24 protein-coding genes and 1 riboswitch are annotated in these 22081 nt (G+C 56.4%); of the genes, 8 read left to right on the forward strand and 16 right to left on the reverse strand.

Annotated features, from left to right (window positions below):
* Window positions 1-157: 157 nt before the first annotated feature.
* The gene (locus ACR0EV_RS16930; protein ID WP_480801157.1) at window positions 158-457 is read right to left on the reverse strand and encodes a DUF6525 family protein; all 300 of its coding nucleotides are present in this window, start codon (window positions 455-457) and stop codon (window positions 158-160) included.
* Window positions 458-648: 191 nt separating this feature from the next.
* Between ACR0EV_RS16930 and ACR0EV_RS16935 the strand changes: the two genes are divergently transcribed.
* Entirely contained in the window at window positions 649-1056 is a 408-nt protein-coding gene (locus tag ACR0EV_RS16935) for a hypothetical protein (RefSeq protein WP_480801158.1), read from the forward strand.
* Between the two features lie 45 nt (window positions 1057-1101).
* On the opposite strand, the gene ACR0EV_RS16940 is transcribed toward ACR0EV_RS16935, so the two are convergent.
* Entirely contained in the window at window positions 1102-2787 is a 1686-nt protein-coding gene (locus ACR0EV_RS16940; RefSeq protein ID WP_480801159.1) for a tryptophan halogenase family protein, read from the reverse strand.
* 156 nt (window positions 2788-2943) lie between these two features.
* Window positions 2944-3480 carry a hypothetical protein gene (locus ACR0EV_RS16945; RefSeq protein WP_480801160.1) on the reverse strand — a complete coding sequence of 179 codons (537 nt, stop codon included), beginning with the start codon at window positions 3478-3480 and terminating at the stop codon, window positions 2944-2946.
* Window positions 3481-3698: 218 nt separating this feature from the next.
* Here ACR0EV_RS16945 and ACR0EV_RS16950 point away from each other — a divergent pair, with 218 nt between their 5' ends.
* Window positions 3699-4175, forward strand: coding sequence for a YHS domain-containing (seleno)protein (locus ACR0EV_RS16950; protein ID WP_480801161.1), 477 nt, complete (start codon window positions 3699-3701; stop codon window positions 4173-4175).
* A gap of 23 nt (window positions 4176-4198) precedes the next feature.
* Here ACR0EV_RS16950 and cmk read toward each other — a convergent pair whose 3' ends face one another.
* The 11 genes from cmk to miaB form a co-directional block, all read right to left on the reverse strand.
* Window positions 4199-4822, reverse strand: coding sequence for a (d)CMP kinase (cmk, locus tag ACR0EV_RS16955; protein ID WP_480801162.1), 624 nt, complete (start codon window positions 4820-4822; stop codon window positions 4199-4201).
* Window positions 4823-4830: 8 nt separating this feature from the next.
* Window positions 4831-6183, reverse strand: a complete 1353-nt coding sequence (gene aroA, locus ACR0EV_RS16960; RefSeq protein WP_480801163.1) for a 3-phosphoshikimate 1-carboxyvinyltransferase — start codon at window positions 6181-6183, stop codon at window positions 4831-4833.
* An 85-nt stretch (window positions 6184-6268) separates the two neighbouring features.
* Complete coding sequence (locus tag ACR0EV_RS16965; protein WP_480801164.1) at window positions 6269-7342, reverse strand: amidohydrolase family protein; 1074 nt, start codon at window positions 7340-7342, stop codon at window positions 6269-6271.
* 87 nt (window positions 7343-7429) lie between these two features.
* Window positions 7430-8143, reverse strand: coding sequence for a tRNA (guanine(46)-N(7))-methyltransferase TrmB (gene trmB, locus ACR0EV_RS16970; protein ID WP_480801165.1), 714 nt, complete (start codon window positions 8141-8143; stop codon window positions 7430-7432).
* Between the two features lie 96 nt (window positions 8144-8239).
* The gene (metK, locus tag ACR0EV_RS16975) at window positions 8240-9421 is read right to left on the reverse strand and encodes a methionine adenosyltransferase (protein WP_480801166.1); all 1182 of its coding nucleotides are present in this window, start codon (window positions 9419-9421) and stop codon (window positions 8240-8242) included.
* A 5-nt stretch (window positions 9422-9426) separates the two neighbouring features.
* Window positions 9427-9475, reverse strand: a riboswitch (SAM-SAH riboswitch).
* Window positions 9476-9512: 37 nt separating this feature from the next.
* The gene (gene lnt / locus ACR0EV_RS16980) at window positions 9513-11021 is read right to left on the reverse strand and encodes an apolipoprotein N-acyltransferase (RefSeq protein ID WP_480801167.1); all 1509 of its coding nucleotides are present in this window, start codon (window positions 11019-11021) and stop codon (window positions 9513-9515) included.
* Window positions 11018-11905: a hemolysin family protein gene (locus ACR0EV_RS16985; protein WP_480801168.1), complete on the reverse strand. Its 888-nt coding sequence runs from the start codon at window positions 11903-11905 to the stop codon at window positions 11018-11020. Before ACR0EV_RS16985 ends, lnt begins: the two co-directional genes overlap by 4 nt.
* 35 nt (window positions 11906-11940) lie before the next feature.
* Window positions 11941-12435: an rRNA maturation RNase YbeY gene (gene ybeY / locus ACR0EV_RS16990; RefSeq protein ID WP_480801169.1), complete on the reverse strand. Its 495-nt coding sequence runs from the start codon at window positions 12433-12435 to the stop codon at window positions 11941-11943.
* Between the two features lie 36 nt (window positions 12436-12471).
* Window positions 12472-13494, reverse strand: a complete 1023-nt coding sequence (locus ACR0EV_RS16995; RefSeq protein ID WP_480801170.1) for a PhoH family protein — start codon at window positions 13492-13494, stop codon at window positions 12472-12474.
* Between the two features lie 124 nt (window positions 13495-13618).
* A complete protein-coding gene (locus ACR0EV_RS17000; RefSeq protein WP_480801171.1) occupies window positions 13619-14383 on the reverse strand; it encodes an outer membrane protein in 765 nt (254 codons plus the stop codon).
* Between the two features lie 172 nt (window positions 14384-14555).
* The gene (gene miaB / locus ACR0EV_RS17005; protein WP_480801172.1) at window positions 14556-15875 is read right to left on the reverse strand and encodes a tRNA (N6-isopentenyl adenosine(37)-C2)-methylthiotransferase MiaB; all 1320 of its coding nucleotides are present in this window, start codon (window positions 15873-15875) and stop codon (window positions 14556-14558) included.
* A gap of 122 nt (window positions 15876-15997) precedes the next feature.
* Between miaB and ACR0EV_RS17010 the strand changes: the two genes are divergently transcribed.
* The gene (locus ACR0EV_RS17010) at window positions 15998-16861 is read left to right on the forward strand and encodes a glycosyltransferase family 2 protein (protein WP_480801173.1); all 864 of its coding nucleotides are present in this window, start codon (window positions 15998-16000) and stop codon (window positions 16859-16861) included.
* Between the two features lie 6 nt (window positions 16862-16867).
* Here the strand turns inward: ACR0EV_RS17010 and ACR0EV_RS17015 are convergent, their stop codons facing one another.
* A complete protein-coding gene (locus tag ACR0EV_RS17015) occupies window positions 16868-17665 on the reverse strand; it encodes a phytanoyl-CoA dioxygenase family protein (RefSeq protein WP_480801174.1) in 798 nt (265 codons plus the stop codon).
* Between the two features lie 83 nt (window positions 17666-17748).
* Here ACR0EV_RS17015 and ACR0EV_RS17020 point away from each other — a divergent pair, with 83 nt between their 5' ends.
* Window positions 17749-18645: a LysR family transcriptional regulator gene (locus ACR0EV_RS17020; protein WP_480801175.1), complete on the forward strand. Its 897-nt coding sequence runs from the start codon at window positions 17749-17751 to the stop codon at window positions 18643-18645.
* 4 nt (window positions 18646-18649) lie between these two features.
* Here ACR0EV_RS17020 and irrA read toward each other — a convergent pair whose 3' ends face one another.
* Window positions 18650-19066 carry an iron response transcriptional regulator IrrA gene (gene irrA, locus ACR0EV_RS17025; protein ID WP_171187038.1) on the reverse strand — a complete coding sequence of 139 codons (417 nt, stop codon included), beginning with the start codon at window positions 19064-19066 and terminating at the stop codon, window positions 18650-18652.
* Between the two features lie 187 nt (window positions 19067-19253).
* Here irrA and fabA point away from each other — a divergent pair, with 187 nt between their 5' ends.
* Genes fabA through ACR0EV_RS17045 form a run of 4 tightly spaced genes read left to right on the forward strand, consistent with a single transcriptional unit; the run spans window position 19254 to window position 22076 of the window.
* Window positions 19254-19763, forward strand: a complete 510-nt coding sequence (fabA, locus tag ACR0EV_RS17030) for a bifunctional 3-hydroxydecanoyl-ACP dehydratase/trans-2-decenoyl-ACP isomerase (RefSeq protein WP_093964585.1) — start codon at window positions 19254-19256, stop codon at window positions 19761-19763.
* Between the two features lie 48 nt (window positions 19764-19811).
* Window positions 19812-21041, forward strand: coding sequence for a beta-ketoacyl-ACP synthase I (gene fabB, locus ACR0EV_RS17035; RefSeq protein ID WP_480801176.1), 1230 nt, complete (start codon window positions 19812-19814; stop codon window positions 21039-21041).
* Between the two features lie 5 nt (window positions 21042-21046).
* The gene (locus ACR0EV_RS17040; protein WP_480801177.1) at window positions 21047-21838 is read left to right on the forward strand and encodes an enoyl-ACP reductase FabI; all 792 of its coding nucleotides are present in this window, start codon (window positions 21047-21049) and stop codon (window positions 21836-21838) included.
* 58 nt (window positions 21839-21896) lie between these two features.
* Complete coding sequence (locus ACR0EV_RS17045) at window positions 21897-22076, forward strand: hypothetical protein (RefSeq protein ID WP_480801178.1); 180 nt, start codon at window positions 21897-21899, stop codon at window positions 22074-22076.
* Window positions 22077-22081: the final 5 nt, after the last annotated feature.

Consider the following 22081-nt stretch of genomic DNA (forward strand, 5'->3'; position numbering starts at 1 on the left):
ACACAAAGGGCCGAGGTAACCCGGCCCTGCTCAGAAACGTCATCCGGACGTTGACCGCCCTTGTATCGACAGCGCGCGTATAGGCGGATTCCCAAGTATGTGCAAGGGCAAAGCCCATGTTTTAAAGGTTCGGCAGGTCCTTGCTGCTGCAAATAGCCTATCTGTTCGCGCCCCACACTTGAGCGTCGCGTTGCAACATAGCCCGTTCTACCGTCTCCAGACGACCAATAGCGACCAATGGATCGTGACCACCCCCGGCTTTGTTCCAGATCTTCAAAGCCGAGCTCGGGCTCCAAGGCAAGCAGGCTTGCGCCAACCATTGCCGCAACTCCCGGGGTAGTGCGTCATACGCCTGCATCGGTGGCACGTTCCGCCTGCGGCGTTTGAGGTTGCTGCGCAGGTTGCGATTGGATTCTCCCATTGGGTAAGACCGGTTCTGGGTTCTGCTTAAGTTCATGCTCTCAGCGCTCTAATTTTTGTGATGATATTACATCTCAAGACTCCAAGTGCAATATGACCTGAGGCTTAAGGAACCCGGCCAATCCCGGCTTACTCACATTCCGTTGATAACGCTGCGGGTTCGTTGAATCACAGCTGGCGGCAGGGCACCAGTGGGGCTGCACAGAGACGTACTGGAGATGTCAGATCATGGAAGAGTTCAACCTCATCGTCGCCCAACAGCCTCAGTGGATTCAGATTTGGTTAAACATCCTGAGCTTTGGGGCTTTCCTCCTCCCGATCTCTCTGTTGATCTGGAAACAAACGCGCCTGACAGCGATCATCACAGTCGCTGGGAGTGTGCTCGCAGCGGCCGGGGTTTTGCTGATCTTCAACCAGCTTGGCTATGTCCGACTAATGGGACTGGGCCATGTCCTTTTCTGGACGCCAGTCGCTTGGCACCTCTGGAAGCAACAGGCCCGTGTAGACATGCCTGCAACCCCCAGATGGATTATCCGCGTGGTCTTTGTGACCATCACGATTTCACTGGCTTTCGACTACGTGGACGTAATCCGGTATCTGATGGGAGATCAAACGCCGATTCCAGTACCGGCGTAAGACTCTGCCCTATGCAAGATCCCTCTGCATAACGCCAGCGGCTCTCTAGAACAGCTGCAGATCCTTCGCACCACTCTGGATTTCGGCAAAATCAGGCATATTCTGGATCTTTACGGGCGCCGGAGCAGCGCCTGGCATCGCTACGGTCGGCTGCGCCACCTTTGCCTTGCCAAAGGCCGGGCGCTCCAACTCCCCACGGATATCGCGCAATAGGGTTTTGTGATCAGGCATCGTTCTGATGATTTGTGCAAGATCCTCTTTCGCCCGTTTCATGCCTTGGTACCAGATCACTTTCTTCAACGGCCTCACACGGTCCCGGATACCCGGACCATAGCCGGTGTCATAGACCTGCTTGCCCAGCAGAACTGTCTGATACACGCGATGATCAAACAACGTTGCGAACTCGACATCGTGGTCCATTGGCAGACGGTGCTGCCACAATTCCAGATTCTCGGCCAAACGGTCCGGCACCTTCATCTGTGTTCGCGCATCGATCCAATAGGGATCATCCGTGCGATTGCCCAAGCGGTAGTGCAGGCAAATGAACTCCAGCACTTCGTTGTAGAGCTTATCCATCTGCCGGTTATATCTTGCCCGCAGCGCAGGCTCGATGTCGCGGGTTGGCAAATGTTCGGCGAACCAGCGCACCGCGTGATCGATCATGTGGATCGCAGTACTTTCCAGCGGTTCGATGAACCCGCCGGACAGACCAATGGCGACACAGTTCTTGACCCAGGCATTGCGTACGCGCCCGACGCGCATCGGAATAACGCGCGGTGTCAGGCCTTTGCCGCTGTCCCCCAGCCATTCAAGATACTCATCTGCCGCCTGATCATCTGTCCGATGCGCCGATGAGAATACATATCCCGTGCCCACGCGATTATAGAGCGGTACCCGCCACGTCCAGCCTGCACCAAGCGCAGTGGATCGTGTCAGGCTCTCGATCTTTTTCGGATTAGGATGCTCGATCTGCAACGCCATGGCGCGGTCGTTGGGCAGGTAGTCAGAATAATCCAAAAACGGCTCACCCAACGCCTTGTTGATGATCAATCCGCGGAAGCCGGTGCAGTCGACGACCATCTCGACGTTATGGCGCCCCCTGCGTTCAAGCATCAAATGGCTGACGTTGCCTTGTTCATCAAGCTCAACCGATTGCACCTCATCCCGAATATGCTCCACACCGTTTTGGGTGCAGACCTTGGTCAGCATTCCAGCAAACTTTACTGCGTCCAGGTGGTAAGCATAACCAAAGCGCTGTTCGAATTCGGGTTGCCCCAATTGCCGCGCGCCTTTGCAAAGACGGCCTAGATCATCATGAGGGGAGATGGACTGTGTAAAATCCCGATCTCCGTTACCAAAGCGCAGATAGTATTCGGCTGCATCCAAACCTTCCAACATTTGGCCGTGGGCAAACGGGTTCACATAGTCGATGCGGTTGCCCTTGCTGTCCTTGTTCCAATTGCAGAACTTTACACCCAGTTTGAACGACGCGTTGGTCTCGCGAAAGAAATCCCGCTCTGCAATGCCTGCCTGACGCAACGTGACCGGCATGCGCGGCACCGTGGCCTCACCAACACCCACGGTCGAGATATTGGGACTTTCGATCAGGCATATGCGTGGGCGATCCTTTTGCGATGACGTTCTGGAAAACACCATGTCCAGGATCAGCGCGGTCATCCACCCCGCCGTGCCGCCGCCCACGATGGTGATTTGGTTCAAACGATTATTCATATGGTTTTGTCCCTGTTGGCTTTGGGGATTTTACGGCTGCCTCCCCTTTTATTGGGGTTATGTAGCAGCTCTCCCTTTTCGCTTGAGGGAAACTATAACAGCTTTCCCGCGTCCATCTAGGGCTTTAACCGCGAATTACGCATACATATGGGTTGGTCAGATTTCTTCGCCCTTTTTCAAAAGTTCTTCAATCAGCGCACGCTGAAGATCCGTGCTGTCACCCCCTCCAAACTCTGCGGCCCCGCCAGTGTAAAGCGTGCCATAAGTCTTTGCGATATTCACAGTCTGAGCCAGCCCGGAAATCAACTGATCCTTTTCCAGCAATGACATCGGGTGAATGAATGCAGCCCACAGAACACCATTGGCAATAGCGTACCGCGCATCCAGCGTACTGTCGAAATTGGCCTGCATCACCCGGATCAAGTCTTCCTCCGAAAGGTCTGCGGCATTACCGATCGCGACCATTGCGCGCATTCGGTCTGCATTGATGTCAGTGATCACCAAAACCTGCTCGTCGGCCACCGTCATCTGGAAGCCGGGACCAAACGGCTCGGCCTCGGGATCCAAAGCAAAGAGGATGCTACCCAGCCGCTCATATGTCATCGGCGGCTCTGCTTCCGGAACCTGCGGCTCAGCTTCCTGAGCAGCCAAGCTTCCAGAGATGAAAATCAGAATGAGGGCTAAGCGAAACATGAGGTCACTCCTGCAGACACCCTTTGACCATACGAACCGCGATACGAACTGGCCAAACAAAGCTTAGTGATCTGGAGCACCACATCAGTCAGCGGATTGTACGATCTGCACAGTTAAGTGTCTCTTCTGCGATTACACGTTCAATCGACTCCCCTTAACTGTGTGTCATCGGCCAGCACGGTGCATGGCCTGAAACCGAAACCAAAAGGAAACTTACCATGAAGTATTCTGTTCTGACCGCCCTGGCGGCGGTCATCGCTCTGTCCACTCCGGCCTTTGCTGCCGACGAGATCAACGTATCAAACGGCATTTCTGCCGCAGGGGCGCCGCTGGCCGCACATGGGGTGGACTTGGTTGCGTTGGTCAACGACGGCAACCCGGTCGAAGGCTTTGCCACACATTCGGCAACCTATGACGGAGCCTCCTACTACTTCACGACCGCTGCGAACCGTGAAGCCTTTGAAGCTAACCCGACTGCGTATTTGCCGCAGCATGGCGGGTTCTGTTCGTTCGGCGTATCAGTTGGCAAGAAGTTTGATGGTGATCCCGATCAGTATCTGGTTGCCGACGGCAAACTGTACCTGTTCCTGAACGCTGAAACCCGTGCGGCCTTTCTTAAGGACGTTGTCGGCACAGCAAAAACAGCTGACGATCAGTGGGCAAACATCAAAAGCGTTGCCGTGGGTGAGCTGTAAATGCCACCCCTTTGCCTGCGGCGCTAGCGTGTCGCGGGCAATTTTGCGTTAACGACCTCAAGCGCTTTTGCCAATGCGGCCTCGATACTCAGATCGGTTGTGTCCAACTGAACCGCATCCTCGGCTGGTTTCATCGGCGCCGTGCTACGCTCTGCATCGCGCGCGTCACGCTCTTTGACATCTGCCAGAACCTGATCGCGTGTCACATCGGCACCTTTGGCGCTAAGCTCAAGATACCGGCGCTCGGCACGTACTTCGGCGCTGGCCGTGACGAACAGTTTCACCTCGGCATGCGGACAAATCACTGTACCGATGTCGCGCCCGTCCAGCACGGCCCCCCCTGCCCTGCGGGCAAAGGCACGTTGAAAATCCACCAATGCGGCGCGCACTTCGGGAATGACCGCCACTTTAGACGCCGCCTGTGCGATTTCAGCGGTACGCAGGTCGCCCCTACCCAGTTCTTCTGCTGTCAAAGCCTTTGCCGCATCGACCGGTTCGGCACCCTTCAAAACACGTCGACCCACCGCACGGTAGAGCAGCCCTGTGTCCAGATGGGCAAACCCAAAATGCGTCGCAACGGCTTTTGAGATCGTGCCTTTGCCCGCAGCCGCTGGCCCGTCAATGGCAACTGTGAAGCTGTGGGTCATTGCCAAGTTTACCGGTTGTTTCGGACAAGTTGCGCGCCAAGGCGCGCCATCAACGGCTCAAAAATCGGGAAAGACGTTGCAATCGGGCCGCCATCGTCCACGCTTACTGGCTTTTGCGCGCCCATGCCCATCACCATGAAAGACATGGCAATGCGGTGATCCAGAAAGCTCTCGCAGGTACCTGCGCCGGGAACGTTGCCGATGCCCAGCCCTTCGACCGACCACCAATCGTCACCCTCATTTACCGTCACACCATTTGCCCGCAGGCCGCGCGCCATGGCGTCGATACGGTCGCTTTCCTTGACGCGCAGCTCTTTTACACCGCCCATCATCGTGGTGCCGGTGGCGTTGGCCGCAACCACGGAAAGTACAGGATATTCATCGATCATCGAGGCCGCGCGTTCCGGCGGCACGGTGATCCCTTTCATGTCAGGTGAGTATTTTGCACGCAGATCGGCAACAGGCTCACCACCTTCTTCGCGCTCATTCTCATAGGTCAGATCCGCACCCATTTCGCGCAATGTGGTGAACAGTCCTGCGCGGGTGGGGTTCAGACCAATGCCGGGCACCAGTACGTCCGAGCCGGGTGTGATCAGCGCGGCGCACACCGGGAAGGCTGCACTGGACGGATCACGCGGCACGGCGATGACCTGAGGCTTCAGCTCGGGCCGTCCGGTTAGAGTGATGACACGACCCTCATCGGTATCTTCAACCGTTATCTCAGCGCCGAAGCCAGCCAGCATTCGCTCTGAATGGTCGCGCGTTGCTTCTTTCTCGACCACAACGGTTTTGCCTGGTGCATTCAATCCCGCCAGCAAGACAGCAGATTTGACCTGAGCCGAGGGTACGGGCACTTCATACCGTACCGGGGTCGGGTCCGCGGCACCCACGATGGTCATCGGCAAGCGCCCACCGGACCGACCAACCGATTGTGTGCCAAACAGAGACAGAGGGTCAGTCACCCGCGCCATCGGACGTTTGTTCAGGCTGGCATCTCCGGTGAAGGTCGCTGTGATCGGAGAGGTTGCCATAGCGCCCATGATCAAGCGCACACCGGTACCCGAATTGCCGCAATCGATCACCTGATCCGGTTCCGCAAAGCCACCAACGCCTACGCCATGCACGGTCCATTCGCCGCCACCGTGATCTGTAACCTCGGCTCCAAGGGCCCGCATTGCCTTGGCGGTATCCAGAACGTCTTCGCCCTCCAGCAAACCCGAGATCCTGGTCTCGCCCACAGCCATTGCGCCAAGGATCAATGACCGGTGCGAGATCGACTTGTCACCCGGCACCTCGGCCGTGCCGGTCAGCGGGCCGCAGGGATGCGAAGTCATCGGGATGGGCGTGCCGTGTCCGGACATGGGGGCTCCTTTTGCGCTATCAGTTCAAGGCGGATTAGCGAATTGGAGCGGGTTGGTCCAGCGGCAATAAGCCCGAAGATGCCACTCAGGCTTCCCCCAGCCACTTTGCCGGGTTTTCTTCGGCGATCTGCCGGAAAATTTCCTCGCCCAAGATGTTCCGCAGCCGGAAACAGACCGCCTTTTCTGACAGCGCTTCCTGCCGGGTCATGTAGTAATCCGATCCAAACAGAACGCGCGACCTGAGACGCTCACTTTCTTCGTCCTCGCCGGTAAGGAAAATGCGCAGAAACGGGGCGTAATCCTCGAACTGGAACAGTGTGTAAGAGATGTCGGTCCAAAGGCCGGGGTAGTTTCCGCTGCCAATCATGCGCCGGATAGCTACCTGCCAGTTCCGGTTGAATGCGTCATCCAGCGTATTCGCACGATCCGGATTGACATAGGCATCCCAGTCCCGCTGTCCGCCGAAATGCGCCAAGCAAATCCGTAGATTGGGATGAGCACGCATTACGGGAATAAACGCCTCTGGCTCGGTAAAGCGGTCTGCCCAATAATCCGAAAGGTAACGCCCCTGAACGCCTCCGCGCGAACAGTGTGACATCACCGGCAGGCTCAGTTCCTCCAGTCGCGGATAAACGCGCTGCATCAAAACCGGATCGTCGGGCGCGAACCCCAGCCTTGGATAGAGCTTCAGGCCGCGAAACTTCAGGCCATCTATGGCCCGCCAGAGTTCCGTCGCCTCAGGATCGGCACGCGGGTCAATTGTTGCAAAAGGTATCACGGACCGGCCAACCTCGAGGTCGCCAGACAGCTTTGCCAATTCGTCATGTTGCGCGTTCAGCGGAACCACAGGTGCGCCGAATCCAAATGCTGACATCTCCATTGGCAGGACAACAAAGCGGGTATCGCTGGGATAGTGCCGCCGCATATTGTCCAGAATATCGCGCTGGCTGCTCGCGTCCGTTTCCTGCTGAAAGCGGTAAAGCCTGTCCAGTTTTTCGGCGGCGGAATGCTGACCAATCAGGCGTGCGACGAAGGCCAGGGCCTTGATCAGCCAAGGCATCTTTTTGAATGGTTTGAGTGCCGGATAGGGATAATCCTCTGGCACATGGCGCGCGTGAAACAGGTGCGTGTGGCAGTTCGTAATCCGTACATCAGACATGGCAATCCCGAACAAAAGGCGATGCTAAAATAAGTGCGTCACGCACATTCTAGCATAGCGTTCAGGATTGCAGAAATCTGGCGGTGATCAGGATTCCGTCCTGCGGAAGGTCAAATAATGCGGCACCCGCCCTTCCCGCAGGGCCTTTCGTTCATAGCGGGTGGAAATCCAATCGTCCCAAGGCTCACGCCAGTCGGCCGGGCGTTCCGCCAACCATTCAAAACCTGCCCGCGGTACTTCTTCCAGCGTCTGACGCACATAGTCGGGAATGTCGGTGGCGACGCGAAAGATCGACCCGGGTTTCAGCACTTTCGCCAATGGCTCCAGATGCTCTGTCGTCACAAAACGTCGGCGATGATGACGGGTCTTGGGCCATGGGTCAGGATAGAGAAGAAACGCACGCGAGATACTGGCTTCGGGCAGGACATCGAACAAATCACGCGCATCGCCGGGATGTACGGCAAGATTCTCGACCCCCGCTTGCCGGATTTTTCCCAACAACATGGCCACGCCGTTGATGTAGGGCTCGGCTCCGATGATGCCGATGTCCGGGTTGCTTTGCGCCTGGTGCACCAGATGTTCACCGCCGCCAAAGCCCACCTCAAGCCAGACTGGCTTGCCGCCGAACAGACCATCCAGGTCTAAAGGCTTGCGTTCGGGGTTAGTTTCCCAATCCACGGACCCGGGTGACAGCGCGGCTAGATCTTCGTTCAGATAGGTCTTTTGACTGGGCTTCAGGGTTTTACCTTTGAAGCGGCCATAAAAGTTTCTGCGCGGGCGTTGTGGGGTCTCGGTGCTCATGCCGGTGGCCTTACTGCTCAGGCCCAAGCGTTGCAAGTGTGTGTTGCACTCGCAAAGAAAAAGCGCGCCTTGGAAGGCGCGCTTATTTTTTTCGGATCAGACTGCGGCTTTCAGCGCGTCAACCAGATCGGTGCGTTCCCAGCTAAAGCCGCCATCTGCATCGGGTTCACGCCCGAAATGGCCGTAAGCGGCGGTACGCTGATAGATCGGCTTGTTCATTTGCAGGTGCTCACGAATGCCACGCGGGGTCAGGTCCATGATCTGCCCAACGGCTTTTTCGATCACAGCATCGGCAATCTGGCCTGTCCCATGCGTATCAGCGTAGATCGACAATGGTTTAGAAACACCGATCGCATAGCTCAGCTGGATCGTGCAACGCTCTGCCATACCAGCAGCCACAACGTTCTTGGCCAGGTAACGCGCCGCATACGCGGCAGAACGGTCCACCTTGGTCGGGTCTTTGCCCGAGAACGCGCCGCCGCCATGCGGGGCCGCGCCACCATAGGTATCGACGATGATCTTACGACCGGTCAGACCTGCATCGCCATCCGGGCCGCCAATCACGAATTTGCCCGTAGGGTTCACGTGCCATTCGGTGTCAGCAGTCAACCAGCCCTCGGGCATAGTTTCGCGGATATAGGGCTCGACGATTTCGCGGATGTCATCAGATGTCAGCGCCTCATCCAGATGCTGAGTCGACAAAACAACCGAGCTGACGCCAACCGGTATGCCATCACGATACACGACGGACAATTGCGACTTGGCATCCGGGCCCAGCGCAGGTTCGGCACCGCTTTTACGCACTTCGGCCAAACGCCGCAGGATGGCGTGCGAATACTGGATCGGTGCGGGCATAAGCGCGGGGGTTTCAGTTGTGGCGTAACCGAACATGATGCCCTGGTCGCCTGCCCCTTCGTCCTTGTTGTCGGCGGCATCAACGCCTTGCGCGATGTGAGCGGATTGTTCGTGCAGCAGGTTTGTTACCTCGACGGTTTCGTGGTGAAACTTTTCCTGCTCGTAGCCGATGTCTTTAATACAATCACGGGCAATCTTCTCGATACGGCCCATGTAGTCATGCAGCTTGTCTTGATCCGACAGGCCGACTTCGCCGCCAATAACGACGCGGTTGGTTGTGGCAAAGGTTTCGCAAGCCACGCGTGCTTCGGGTTCTTCGTTCAGAAATGCGTCGAGGACGGCGTCCGAAATGCGGTCACAGACCTTGTCTGGGTGCCCTTCGGAAACGGACTCCGAAGTAAATGTGTAGTTCTGTCGGGACATAAATGTGCTCCATTACGGTTTCTCTGCCACGCCAGGAAGCCGTTGTGACAGGTCAGAGACGCATACGCTCACCGGAAGATGGGGTCAATCGCTAATAATTCACGCGCAAGCGGTTGCCAAAACGGATGATGGCGCCAAGAAACAAAAGGATCACCAAAATGGCACTGTCGCCTGTTCGCGAATAAATCGTCGGCTGTTGCGGCAGTGGCAGGATGGCATCGACATACCCGGCCTCGCCCAAAGGCAAAGAGGCAGTGACACGGCCCAGAGGGTCGATCATGGCCGATATGCCAGTATTCGCTGAACGGATCATCGGCAGGCCCTGCTCAATCGCCCTCATCCGAGCTTGAACCAAATGCTGATACGGGCCCGATCGGGTTCCGAACCAGGCGTCATTGGTGATCTGCAACAGGAAATCCGCCCGCCCCGGTGCACCATTCACATCCTGCGAAAAAACGGCCTCGTAGCAGATCAGCGGCAAGGCTTGCCCCAAGCCCCCCAGATCCATCAACTGTGGACCAAGACCCGCGCTGAACCCGTGGCCCGTTGTGGACGCTAATCCGTGAATGCCAAAACGCCCCATCAAATCGCCGAAGGGGATGTATTCTCCGAAAGGAGCAAGATGGTGCTTGTCGTACAGACCAGCCTGGTTCCCGTTTTCATCCAGATAAACCATCGAATTGAAAATCCGCGGGCCGTCTCCGCGCTGAATACCAAGGATCACCGGAGTGCCCTGCGCAGCATCCGCTATGGCAGCCAATATCGGCTGCGCACTATCGAGCCACGCGGGCACTGCCGTTTCGGGCCATACGATCAGATCAGGCCTCGGCTGGGCAGCTGTGTAGTCAATCTGGCGAGAAAAGAACAATGGGGCGTATGCCGGGTCCCATTTCTGATGCTGAGGCGCGTTTGGTTGCACAACCCGAACGACATGCGGACCGTCGTGAACCGTTGGACGTATCGCGGCATAGCTTAAAGCTACAATCGCCAATCCGACTGAAAATACCAGTGACCACACCAGCCCACGAAAAGGTCTGGGGTACATCAATGCCGAACCGATGGGGAATGTCGCTGCGAACGTTAGGGCGTTTAACCCAAACGGCCCGAACAAAGACAACATTTGCGCCACTGGTGTATCGATCCAGATTTGCGAAACCCCTGCCCAAGGGAAACCAGTTAACACAAAGCCTCGGGCCAGCTCAGCCAAGGACAGGGTAACGATCAAGAGCAGGCATTGGCGAAAAGAAGACGCGCCCGGGCGGCGAGACATCCAAAAAGAAACGGCCCAAAACAGCGCGAGGCCACCAGCCATAAACACCAGCGCAAACGGTGCCATCCAGGCGTGGCGTTCCGCATCAACCTGAAACGGTTCCACAAGCCAGCTGAGAGCGTGCACAAAGTAACCGGTGGCAAAAAACCATCCGATCCAGCCCGCCCGCGCTCGGGTTTCGCTGGACAGGAACAGCGGCACAATCAGGATCAGAGACAGGATCGTCAGTGCCCAATAGCCATAAGGCGCAAAACCAAACCCTGCCACTCCGCCCAATATGGCGGCGGCCACTAGTCTCAGCAGGAAAGGCCAGCCCCGCGTGGGGGTCATGCAGCGATGTCCGGCAGCATGACGCGAAGCCTTTTTATGCGACGCGGATCAGCGTCGATGACTTCAAATTCGGGACCTTCAGGGTGGATCACAACCTCTCCCCTGGCGGGCACACGACCCGACAGCATAAACACCAAGCCACCCAAAGTATCAATTTCCTCTTCATCCACGTCTTCATGGCTGGTCAACGAGCGGCCAATCTCTGCCTCGAAATCCTCGAGCGGGACACGGGCTTGCACGACGTAACAGCCGGGTTTCTCCTGCACCCACAACTGATCTTCATCGGCATCGTGCTCGTCAGCGATTTCACCAACGACCTGTTCGATCAGGTCTTCGATGGTCAGCAGACCATCAACGCCGCCATATTCATCAATCACCAACGCCATGTGGCGCCGTTCTGTTTGCATCTTGGTCAACAAGACCCCGATCGGCATTGACGGCGGCACAAACAACAGCGTGCGCAGCATCGAGGCAAGATCAAAGTTGCTGCCCCCGCCGTTGAACCCATGGGTAAGAGCAAAATCCTTGAGATGGACGAACCCCAGTGGCGTATCCAAGGTGCCTTCATAAACAGGGATTCTGGACAGACCACTCTCACGGAAAACATCCGCGAGCTCGTCCTTGGTGATTGTCGAAGGCACCGATATGATTTCAGCAGTAGGAATAGCGACGTCTTCCACACGCATCCGCCGCAGGTTAATCATCCCGCGGGACTGAGGCACCGTTGCATCCTGTCCGTTCGCCACCGGCTGCGGTTGCGCCTCATCGCCCGAAAACGCATCAAAAATTCGAGAAAAAAATCCGCTTTTCTCTTCGGTCGTATTGCTGCTGTCCTGTGGTTGCGCGCTGTGCGCCGCCCTAGAACTGCCGTCTGTCTCGCCCATTATCCTGTTCCAACTGATCGGGTCATATGACCCCTTCATACCTTATATGGGTCATCGATACCTAATTTGCCAAGTATCTCGACCTCAATCCTTTCCATCAGGGTGGCATCGGGATCACGAATGTGATCATACCCCAGCAAATGCAACGTTCCGTGAACAAGCAGATGAATCACATGATCATCCATCGCCTTCCCAGCCTCCGCCGCCTCTCGCGCGCAGGTGTCGAAAGAAATCGCGATATCACCTAAAGGGATTTCACCTGTAAAGTCCCGCTCCGGCAAAACAGGCACCTGCCCTGGTTCTTCTGGGGCCAGATCCTCGGCTGGCCAACTCAGAACATTGGTGGCACTCGGCTTGCCGCGAAACTCTGTGTTCAGGCCTGCAATCCGCGCGTCATCGCAGCCCAGAACGCTGACTTCACAAACCTCAGGGTCCAGTTCGACAAACGACAGAGCGGCAGAAATCGCCTTGTGCGACAAAGCCTCTAGGCCTTGCCACCGATTGTCTTCGACAGTGAGTTCCAGGTTCATCTTTCCGCACATCAGCCCTTGCAAAGGGCCTTGCACTCAACTGGTTTCGCGGCCCGAGTCGGCCTCATACGCTTCGATGATGGCGGCGACAAGCGGGTGGCGCACCACATCTTTTGAGGTGAAATAGTTGAAGCTGATATTGGGTATCGTTTTCAACAACCTTTCAGCGTCCGCCAGACCGGACTGCACCCCACGCGGAAGATCAACTTGTGACCTGTCGCCGGTTATCACCATGCGACTGCCCTCACCCAAGCGGGTCAGGAACATTTTCATCTGCATGGTCGTCGCGTTCTGCGCTTCGTCCAAAACCACAAAGGCATTGGCCAGCGTACGACCGCGCATAAATGCCAGCGGAGCGATTTCGATTCGTTTTTCTTCGATCAGCTTGGCCAGTTGCTTGCCTGGCAGAAAATCGTTCAGCGCGTCATAGAGCGGCTGCATATACGGATCGACCTTGTCCTTCATGTCGCCGGGCAAATAGCCCAGCTTTTCACCCGCCTCGACCGCAGGGCGGCTTAGGATGATTCGATCCACATGGCCACCGATGAACATCGAAACACCAACAGCAACCGCCAGATACGTTTTACCCGTTCCCGCAGGGCCAATGCCAAAGGCCAATTCGTTCTGAAACAGCGACTGAACGTAGGCTTTCTGAGCATCCGTTCGTGGTTCGACCAGCTTCTTACGGGTCTTGATCTCGACCGAGCCACCCTTGAACATCTCAAGCTGATCACCGTCGCGCGTGCCCGTTCCTTGCTCCGAAGCACCCATGCGAAGTTCGCGATCCACATCTGCGGCTTCAACCTCGCGCCCCCCTTCCAGGCGGGTATAAAGGGACTGAAGCACCTCTACGGCCTGTTTCTGGGCATCTTCGTCGCCCATGATAACCAGCTGGTTGCCACGGCGTACAATCTGGACCGAAAGCTTGCTTTCTATATCGGTCAGATTGCGGTCGTATTCACCGCAAAGGTCAATCAACAATCGGTTGTCGGGAAATTCTACAAACGCCTCACGCTGGGGCATCTCGTTTTGCGGTGGGGTCAGGGCACCGATGGCCAATCCGTTCTCCTGTCTTGGCTGTTCACCCTGAGCGTAGACAACAAAACTCGGTGGGCGCAAGCCACAGATTCAAAAATTAGTACTGGGATGACAAAACAGCCGAAAAATGCCGTTCTGGTTGGCATCAGAAAGTATAGTTCAGCCCGAATCTGAGACCGCCATATTTTGGCGTCGATTTTGTAGAAAAACCTGAACTGAACTGGATGGTTTTCGAGTCGAACTGTACGTATTCATATTCACCGGTAATCGACCAATTGTCAGTCAGTTTATGTTCGGCGCCGATGCTGGCAGAGTATCCGTTTCGCCGATCTGTTACCGCGAAATTCTGCGTCGAACTGCCAGATGTGATGCTGTTGGTCGTTTCAATGTCACCCCACAAATAGCCGACACTGACGAAATACAGGATTCGGCCGCTGCGGTTGGTCAGACCATTTCGCAATCGGATCGCAAAGACATCCGAGACTTCAGTGCCACCCTGGACATCGACCCCGCCGATCCGAGCGCCAACATTGTCATCAAGGGACCCAAACTGATACCCGATTTCAAAGCCGTACACGTAGTCACGCCCACCTCTGGCGGGCAAAATACCGCGCCATCCACCACGCAGCTCTCCGTACGACCCCGACAAATCCTGTTCGCCGATATCAAACAACCCGGCCGGTGTTCTCAGTCCAAAGCGATCATCTCCACCCGAGCCATAGCCCCCTGCGAGCCCTAGGTAAAAGGCGCTGACGTCGCTGCCGAATGTAGTCGGGCTGATCACTTCAGGTTCGGTCACCGTGCCTTTCAGATCACCCGCAATTGTTGCACTGGCAAGAAAAGTGGCAAATGACGCCGACGGCAGCGTTCTGACAAGACTTGAAATCCTGAAGTTCCTATGGGTCGTCACTCGTGCCTCCATCACTCCGGCCGCAACACCGGCCAAAAACCGTTTTTTAACGCAAAACTTCACGCCCGGAAAAACTTGGCTCTTCTCCGAGCATAGTTCCAAGCAATAAATCAAGGGTAAATTTTGGAAACAAACACCAACTATGGTGGCTATCCGGTGGAAACTTGCCGATTTACAGCAGCTCTCCTGCCAGCGAATTGGTACCCGAATCAGTGATCCGAACCTCCTTTAGATCCCCCATCGCGATCTCCGGTCCTTTCACGTGAACCGAATGAAGGTACTCGGACTTTCCGACCATTTGACCGGTCAGGCGGCCCGGTTTTTCAAACAGAACACGTACCGTTCTGCCCACCATGCCATCCTGGATTTCACGCTGATGGCGGGTGATCAGAGCTTGTAGACGTTGCAACCGTTCATCCGCCGCCGCTGGGTCAACCTGTGCCCGCTCGGCTGCGGGCGTTCCGGGGCGGGTCGAGTATTTGAACGAATACGCGTAGCCGTATTTGACCTCTTCGACCAAATCCATCGTTGCCTGGAAATCCTCTTCGGTTTCCTCGGGGAACCCGACAATGAAATCGCCAGACATCACAATATCCGGGCGCGCCGCGCGGATTTTTTCGATCAAGCGCAGATAGCTTTCGGCTGTATGGCTGCGGTTCATCCGTTTGAGAATACGGTCCGAGCCCGACTGCACCGGCAAGTGCAGATACGGCATTAGCTTGTCGCAGGTGCCATGCGCCTCGATCAGATCATCGGCCATGTCATTGGGGTGCGACGTCGTAAAGCGAATCCGTTCCAACCCGTCGACCTTGTTCAACTCCCAGATCAGACCTGCCAGAGTCATGTCCCCGTTCGGACCTGCACCGTGATAGGCATTTACATTCTGCCCAAGCAGAGTGATCTCGCGCACCCCGCGCTCGACCAGATCATGTGCTTCGCGAATAATGCGATCGGCCGGGCGGCTGACTTCAGCACCACGTGTATAAGGCACAACGCAAAACGCGCAGAACTTGTCACAGCCTTCCTGCACAGTCAGAAACGCCGTCGGGCCACGCTTGGCCTTGGGGCGGTTCTTCAGCTTCTCGAACTTGTCCTCTTCGGGAAAGTCCGTATCCAGCGCCTTTTCGCCGGTTCGTGTCTTGGCCTCCATCTCGGGCAAGCGATGATAGCTTTGCGGACCAACGACCAGATCGACCAGAGGCTGGCGGCGCATGATCTCTTCACCTTCAGCCTGTGCGACACAGCCTGCAACGCCGATCTTCAAATCGGGCTTCTCGGCTTTTAAGCCCTTGAACCGACCCAATTCGGAGTACACCTTTTCCGCGGCCTTTTCGCGAATGTGGCATGTATTCAGCAGGATCATGTCCGCATCATCAGGCGTTTTGGTTTCGACATAGCCCTGCCCGCCCAATGCCTCGGACATACGCTCGCTGTCATAGACATTCATCTGACAGCCATAGGTCTTGATAAACAGCTTCTTCGGTTCGGACATGGATCGGGCCTTTGCATTCGCGGGACCGGCGTCATCTATATGCTTCGAACGCCGCTTGCAATGCGGGCGCAATTACCCGAATTTGGCGGGACTTTCCAGCAAGGCAAAACCGAAAACACGCGATGAAGTACGAATCCCCGGACCACTTTCTGAAATCGGGTCAGACTGCATTGGCCAAAGGGCCCATCGCATTGATTTTTGCCGAGGATGAAATTGAGCTGGACAGCACAATACGGCACCACCTGAAACTGGGTTTCAAATCCGTAATTGTGTTCATGCCTCAGGACTTCGCTCTCGACCCGGAACTGGCCGATCTCGTGCACCGGGTCACACTGAAATGCACGCCCCGAGCCGTTGCTTTTGATACCATAAACAGGATTATACAGACCGCGCCGGGCGTTTGGATGTATTACTGTTACAACGCCGAGTACCTGTTTTTCCCATTTTGTGAAACGCGCAACGTTGGTGAAATGCTGGCCTTTCACAGCGAAGAGCGGCGCAATGCCATGCTCAGCTATGTCATTGACCTTTATGCCGATGATCTAAGCACCAATCCCAACGGAGTCGCCCCCGATAAGGCCCTGTTCGACAGCACCGGCTACTATGCCCACACCCGCCACGACCCAAGCGGCCAGCCATTGGATCGGCAGGTTGATATCTCAGGCGGGTTGCGCTGGCGGTTCGAAGAGCACGTGCCATACGAGCGCCGACGCATTGACCGCATCGCCCTGTTCAAATCGCAAAAAGGTCTGGTGCTGCAGCCCGACCACACGTTCAACGAACCAGAATACAACACCTATTCCTGCCCCTGGCATCACAACATGACTGCTGCCGTATGCTCATTTCGGGCGGCAAAAGCCCTAAAGACAAATGCAGGGTCTACTTTTGACATTCCCAGCTTTCGCTGGCGGAACTCGGTGCCGTTTGAATGGCAGTCCCGCCAGTTGCTGGATCTGGGTTTGATCGAATCAGGTCAGTGGTTCTGAGACGCCTCAGCGTTGTAACAGCATCGGAAACCAATCCTCGCGCAAACGCTGACCCGGTGTCATGTCGTGACCGGGAAACGGCGGCGAGGTGCGACCGGGGCGTTCGACATACCGCGCGTCATCCCCTACCAGACGCAACGAGAACGCGCGGCGGCGGCTGTCCGACTGGTTGCCCCGCGCGCCATGCAGGGTGCGATAGTTGAACGCCACGGCGTCACCCGGCTCCATTTCGAACTCAACAACCCGCATACCTTCGGCATCGGGGTCCGGGACAGGGATGTATTGCCCTTCATCGGGAAAGAATCCCTCCTCTGACACCCAGCGGGTCGGCAGAACCTCTTTTTCCCATCTGTGGGATCCGGCGACACAGCGCAGCGTCGCCTGCCGAACCGGATCCAACGGAGACCAGAAGCTGATGGTCTGTTGTCCTTCGACGAAGTAATACGGCCCGTCCTGATGCCAAGGCGTGGCCATTGACGTACCGGGCTCTTTGACCAGCACGTGATCGTGGAACATTTGAACACTTTGCGACTGCATCAGATCTGCAGCGACCTGGGCTGCCGGTGAGTTTTCGATAACTTCGCGAAACTGAGGAATGCGTGTCCAGTTGCAATAATCGTCGAAAAACCGCCCTGTTTCGCCCGATTTCTTGTTTTCCGAGGCAAAGGGGCCGGGCTCAGCCATGTTTGCCGCCACACCTTCGCGCAATTGATCCACGTGATCCGCGAACAGTCCCTTGATAAGAACAACACCATCTTGCTGATAAGTGTCGATCATCGCTTGAGATACGAGTGGGTGTGGCATCCGGGTCTCCTTTGGCTTTGTCCCGTTTTGCTTTGAACATGCATTCTGTTCAAATCATATCTTTCGAAGCTATAAATAATTTCATGTTATATATTTCCCTTCGCCAATACGAATACGTCTGCGCAATCGGGCGCCACGGGAGCCTATCCGCAGCCGCGCAGAATTTGAATGTATCGCAACCGGCCCTGTCCAACGCGCTGACACGGGTTGAAGAACTTCTTGGACACCCGCTGTTCATTCGCCGCCGAGGTGCAGCCATGGCACTGACCCCGCAAGGTCGGAGGTTTATTGAACAGGCCGAGGCTTTGCTGAACGCCGCTGCGCGACTCGAAACCTCAGAATCATCCACGCCTGGAATGACGCAATTCACATTGGGCTGCTTCACAGACCTAGCCCCGTTCCTATTGGCCCCTGCCCTGCATCATTTGCGCGTCGCTTTCCCAAATGTCGCGATTTCCTATGTCGCTGCATCCTTCGAAGGGCTTCTCAACGGCTTGATCGACGGCCAGATCGACATGGCGATCACTTACGATTTGACCATGGACGCCGGGTTTACCCGAACAAAGTTGTTTGACAGCAGGCCAAAGGCGTTGATGCCGCCAGATCATCCGCTTGCGTCAACGGATGGCGTTGCCCTGACCGACATCGCAGCGCACCCTCTTATCCTGTCGACCGAAGGGCTTTCGGCGCAACACATCTTGGGTCTGTTTCGCCGTAAGGCTCTGCGCCCAACAGTCGCGCACCGGGCAGCGTCGCTGGAAATTCAGCGCAGTCTTGCTGCGCATGGCGAGGGAATCGGAATCAGTTACGCCAGCCCGCTCAGCCCTGTAAGTTATGACGACCGGCGATTGGTCGGCATTCCGATCACCGACCCGGACGCCGCCGAATCCGTGGTTCTGGCACGACACGGAACAGGCCCGGCGGACCCAACAGTTGATCAGGCCGAACGCGTTTTACGGAATGGATTGAAACAGGTGTAACGCCCTATTTCTTGCGCAGCCGAATAACAACATCGACCGACGCAATCTCAACGCCCTCGGGCGCTTCAGGCAAGCGTTGAATCACAAGCTGGTCCGACGGAGCGTCACTCAAGCGGGCTTCGTCTTCCCAATAAAAATGGGGGTGATCGTGCGTGTTGGTATCGAAATAGCTTTTCGAACCGTCAACAGTGATTTCCTGCAGAACGCCTGCGTCACAGAAGGCACGAAGCGTATTATAAACTGTAGCCAAAGACACAGCGTCCCCGTTTGCTTTGGCAGACTCGAACAGGCTTTCTGCGGTGACATGGCGATGGCGGCCGTCACCCACAAGAAGCTCAGCCAGCGCCACACGCTGACGCGTAGGCCGCAAGCCGGCGTTTACCAGCCAACCTGTCGCTATTTCGTGGCTCTGAGGTGTCATCGATCCGATACCCATAGTTGCTGCTTTTATATATAGGGGCGCACAGTTGGCAATTTCAAATGAAATTCATTCGCAAAGATAGGTGCGTGCACAACATGATGTGGGCCACCGCTCTTGCAGGACCTTGCAAACGGGTGATAGACGAGGCCAGATATAAAGACAGACCCCCGGCAGGAAAGGCGGCAGAATGGCCCAGTTCCCTAGCAGTTTTGACAAAGATGATCTGCTGAAATGCGCCCGCGGCGAATTATTCGGCCCCGGCAACGCGCAGTTGCCTGCCCCGCCGATGCTGATGATGGACCGGATCACCGATATCTCAGGCGATGGCGGTGCGCATGGTAAAGGCCATGTAGTGGCCGAGTTCGACATCACGCCGGACCTTTGGTTCTTTGACTGCCATTTCCCGGGCAACCCGATCATGCCCGGTTGTTTGGGTCTGGACGGCCTGTGGCAGTTGACCGGCTTCAATCTGGGCTGGCGCGGCTGGCAAGGACGTGGCTATGCGCTGGGCGTGGGTGAAGTCAAATTGACCGGAATGGTCCGACCGGATCGCAAGATGCTGACATATTACGTCGATTTCACCAAGGCTGTTCAAACCCGCCGCCTGACCATGGGTGTGGCGGATGGCCGGGTCGAAGCAGACGGCGAAGTAATTTATCAGGTAAAAGATATGAAGGTTGCACTGTCGGAAAGCTAACCCCAGCTATCGAACAAGTCACTGAAAACGAAATACAGGAGTACGCTTATGCGTCGCGTCGTCGTCACCGGTCTGGGGGTCGTTTCCTCCATCGGGAACAATGCCGAAGAGGTTCTGGCCTCGCTCAAAGCAGGCAAATCCGGGATCGAGGCCAACGAGCAGATGGTCGAACATGGTTTTCGCAGCCAGATCGCCGGAACGCTCAAGATTGACGTGACCCAGCATGTGGACAAGCGCACCCTGCGCTTTATGGGCCCGGGCGCTGCTTATGCCCACATCGCCATGAGCCAGGCGATTGCCGATTCTGGCCTGACCGAGGAACAGGTGGTGAACCCGCGCACAGGTCTGGTGGCAGGCTCGGGCGGGCCATCCACCAGTGCGATGCTGACGGCGCATCAGACGGTTCTGAAAAGTGGCGCGACCAAGCGGATTGGGCCGTTTGCGGTGCCGAAATGCATGTGCTCGACGATTTCGGCAAACCTGGCGACAGCGTTCAAGATCAAGGGCATCAACTATTCGATCACCTCGGCGTGCTCGACCTCGTTGCATTGCATTGGCAACGCCGCAGAACAGATCATGCTGGGCAAGCAGGACGTGATGTTTGCTGGCGGCGGCGAAGAACTGGATTGGACCTTGTCCTGCCTGTTTGACGCGATGGGCGCGATGTCATCCAAGTACAACGACACACCGGACAAAGCTTCACGCGCGTTTGACGAAAACCGCGACGGTTTCGTGATTTCGGGTGGCGGCGGCATCGTCGTTCTTGAGGATCTTGAGCACGCTCTGGCGCGTGGCGCAAAAATCTATGCCGAAGTCACCGGATACGCGGCAACTTCGGATGGCCATGACATGGTCGCTCCGTCCGGCGAAGGCGGCGAGCGCGCAATGCGTCTGGCGCTGAGTACACTGCCCGAAGGCCGCAAAGTGCACTACATCAACGCCCACGGCACCTCGACCCCTGTCGGCGACGTGGGTGAGGTTGAAGCCGTGCGCCGCATCTTTGGCGAAGGCAACGTGCCACCGATTTCGTCAACAAAGTCGATGACTGGCCACGCACAAGGGGCGGCGGGCGCGCTTGAGGCGATTTTCTGCCTGCTCATGCTGGACCATGATTTCATTACGCCGTCGATCAATGTCGACACACTTGCCGAAGGCATCTTGCCCGGTGAAATTGCAACCGAAGTGGTTGAAAACGCAGGACTGGACAGTGTCATGACCAACAGCTTCGGCTTTGGTGGCACCAACGGGTCCATGATTCTGTCAAAGTATAACGGGTGAAAGTGATGTCGGATCTTCTTAAGGGTAAACGCGGCCTGATCATGGGCGTGGCCAACGACCGCTCAATCGCGTGGGGCATTGCCAAGGCCATGCACGAGGCTGGCGCAGAACTGGCTTTCACTTATCAGGGCGAGGCATTCGGCAAACGGCTTGAGCCTTTGGCCCAAAGCCTTGGCAGCGACTTTATGGTCGATGCGGACGTCACCGATGACGATTCACTGGAGCGCGCGTTCGGCGAGCTGGCACAACGTTGGCCAACCATCGATTTCGTTGTCCATGCCATCGCATATTCGGACAAGTCCGAGCTGACAGGCCGTTTCCTGAATACCACACGGGCGAATTTCAAACATTCGATGGACGTCTCGGCTTATTCCTTCATTGAAGTGGCGCGCCGCGCCTATCCGATGATGAAGGATAATGGCGGCTCACTTCTGACCCTGACGTATCAAGGGTCAAACCGTGTTGTACCGAATTACAACGTCATGGGTGTTGCCAAGGCGGCTCTGGAGTCGGCAACGCGCTATCTGGCCAACGATCTTGGCCCCGATGGTATCCGCGTGAACGCTATTTCGCCGGGACCAATGAGAACCCTTGCTGGTGCAGCCATCGGTGGCGCACGCAAGACCTACAAGTTTTGCGACCAGAATGCTCCGATGCGTTCCAACGCAACGCTGGAGGCCGTGGGCGGAACTGCGGTTTACCTCACATCTGATGCGGGCGCTTGCACGTCGGGTGAAATCATCCGCGTCGATGGTGGTTTCCACGTTCTTGGGATGCCTCAGCCCGAATCCATGTGACCATATCTTTCCCTGCCGCTGCCAAGATTTCACCATCTTTAAGCGGCAGGAATTCGATATGAGCAAGCTAGATCAAATCATTGCGAATAACGCACGTGCGACGCACAGCCGGAAAAAGACCGGTTTTCTCAGCCAACGGGCCAGAGTCCTGCTGCTGACGCTGACATGTCTCTTGGTCGCGTTTATCTTTTTCACGCAACCACAGGTGCGCGCAGCGCTTGAAGCACTGATCGGGTAAGCGCC

The organism is Ruegeria sp. CF8 (genome assembly GCF_056537285.1).

Coding starts and splice junctions, on each gene's coding strand:
- ACR0EV_RS17045 (WP_480801178.1), top strand. CDS start 21,897: ATGAGCAAGCTAGATCAAATCATTGCGAATAACGCACGTGCGACGCAC.
- miaB (WP_480801172.1), bottom strand. CDS start 15,875: ATGTCCGAACCGAAGAAGCTGTTTATCAAGACCTATGGCTGTCAGATG.
- cmk (WP_480801162.1), bottom strand. CDS start 4,822: ATGACCCACAGCTTCACAGTTGCCATTGACGGGCCAGCGGCTGCGGGC.
- ACR0EV_RS16935 (WP_480801158.1), top strand. CDS start 649: ATGGAAGAGTTCAACCTCATCGTCGCCCAACAGCCTCAGTGGATTCAG.
- ACR0EV_RS17015 (WP_480801174.1), bottom strand. CDS start 17,665: ATGCCACACCCACTCGTATCTCAAGCGATGATCGACACTTATCAGCAA.
- ACR0EV_RS16985 (WP_480801168.1), bottom strand. CDS start 11,905: ATGGGCGAGACAGACGGCAGTTCTAGGGCGGCGCACAGCGCGCAACCA.
- ACR0EV_RS16965 (WP_480801164.1), bottom strand. CDS start 7,342: ATGTCTGATGTACGGATTACGAACTGCCACACGCACCTGTTTCACGCG.
- ACR0EV_RS17010 (WP_480801173.1), top strand. CDS start 15,998: ATGAAGTACGAATCCCCGGACCACTTTCTGAAATCGGGTCAGACTGCA.
- ACR0EV_RS16950 (WP_480801161.1), top strand. CDS start 3,699: ATGAAGTATTCTGTTCTGACCGCCCTGGCGGCGGTCATCGCTCTGTCC.
- ACR0EV_RS16930 (WP_480801157.1), bottom strand. CDS start 457: ATGAACTTAAGCAGAACCCAGAACCGGTCTTACCCAATGGGAGAATCC.
- ACR0EV_RS17040 (WP_480801177.1), top strand. CDS start 21,047: ATGTCGGATCTTCTTAAGGGTAAACGCGGCCTGATCATGGGCGTGGCC.
- irrA (WP_171187038.1), bottom strand. CDS start 19,066: ATGACACCTCAGAGCCACGAAATAGCGACAGGTTGGCTGGTAAACGCC.
- trmB (WP_480801165.1), bottom strand. CDS start 8,143: ATGAGCACCGAGACCCCACAACGCCCGCGCAGAAACTTTTATGGCCGC.
- fabA (WP_093964585.1), top strand. CDS start 19,254: ATGGCCCAGTTCCCTAGCAGTTTTGACAAAGATGATCTGCTGAAATGC.
- fabB (WP_480801176.1), top strand. CDS start 19,812: ATGCGTCGCGTCGTCGTCACCGGTCTGGGGGTCGTTTCCTCCATCGGG.
- ybeY (WP_480801169.1), bottom strand. CDS start 12,435: ATGAACCTGGAACTCACTGTCGAAGACAATCGGTGGCAAGGCCTAGAG.
- ACR0EV_RS16945 (WP_480801160.1), bottom strand. CDS start 3,480: ATGTTTCGCTTAGCCCTCATTCTGATTTTCATCTCTGGAAGCTTGGCT.
- metK (WP_480801166.1), bottom strand. CDS start 9,421: ATGTCCCGACAGAACTACACATTTACTTCGGAGTCCGTTTCCGAAGGG.
- lnt (WP_480801167.1), bottom strand. CDS start 11,021: ATGACCCCCACGCGGGGCTGGCCTTTCCTGCTGAGACTAGTGGCCGCC.
- aroA (WP_480801163.1), bottom strand. CDS start 6,183: ATGTCCGGACACGGCACGCCCATCCCGATGACTTCGCATCCCTGCGGC.
- ACR0EV_RS17020 (WP_480801175.1), top strand. CDS start 17,749: ATGTTATATATTTCCCTTCGCCAATACGAATACGTCTGCGCAATCGGG.
- ACR0EV_RS16940 (WP_480801159.1), bottom strand. CDS start 2,787: ATGAATAATCGTTTGAACCAAATCACCATCGTGGGCGGCGGCACGGCG.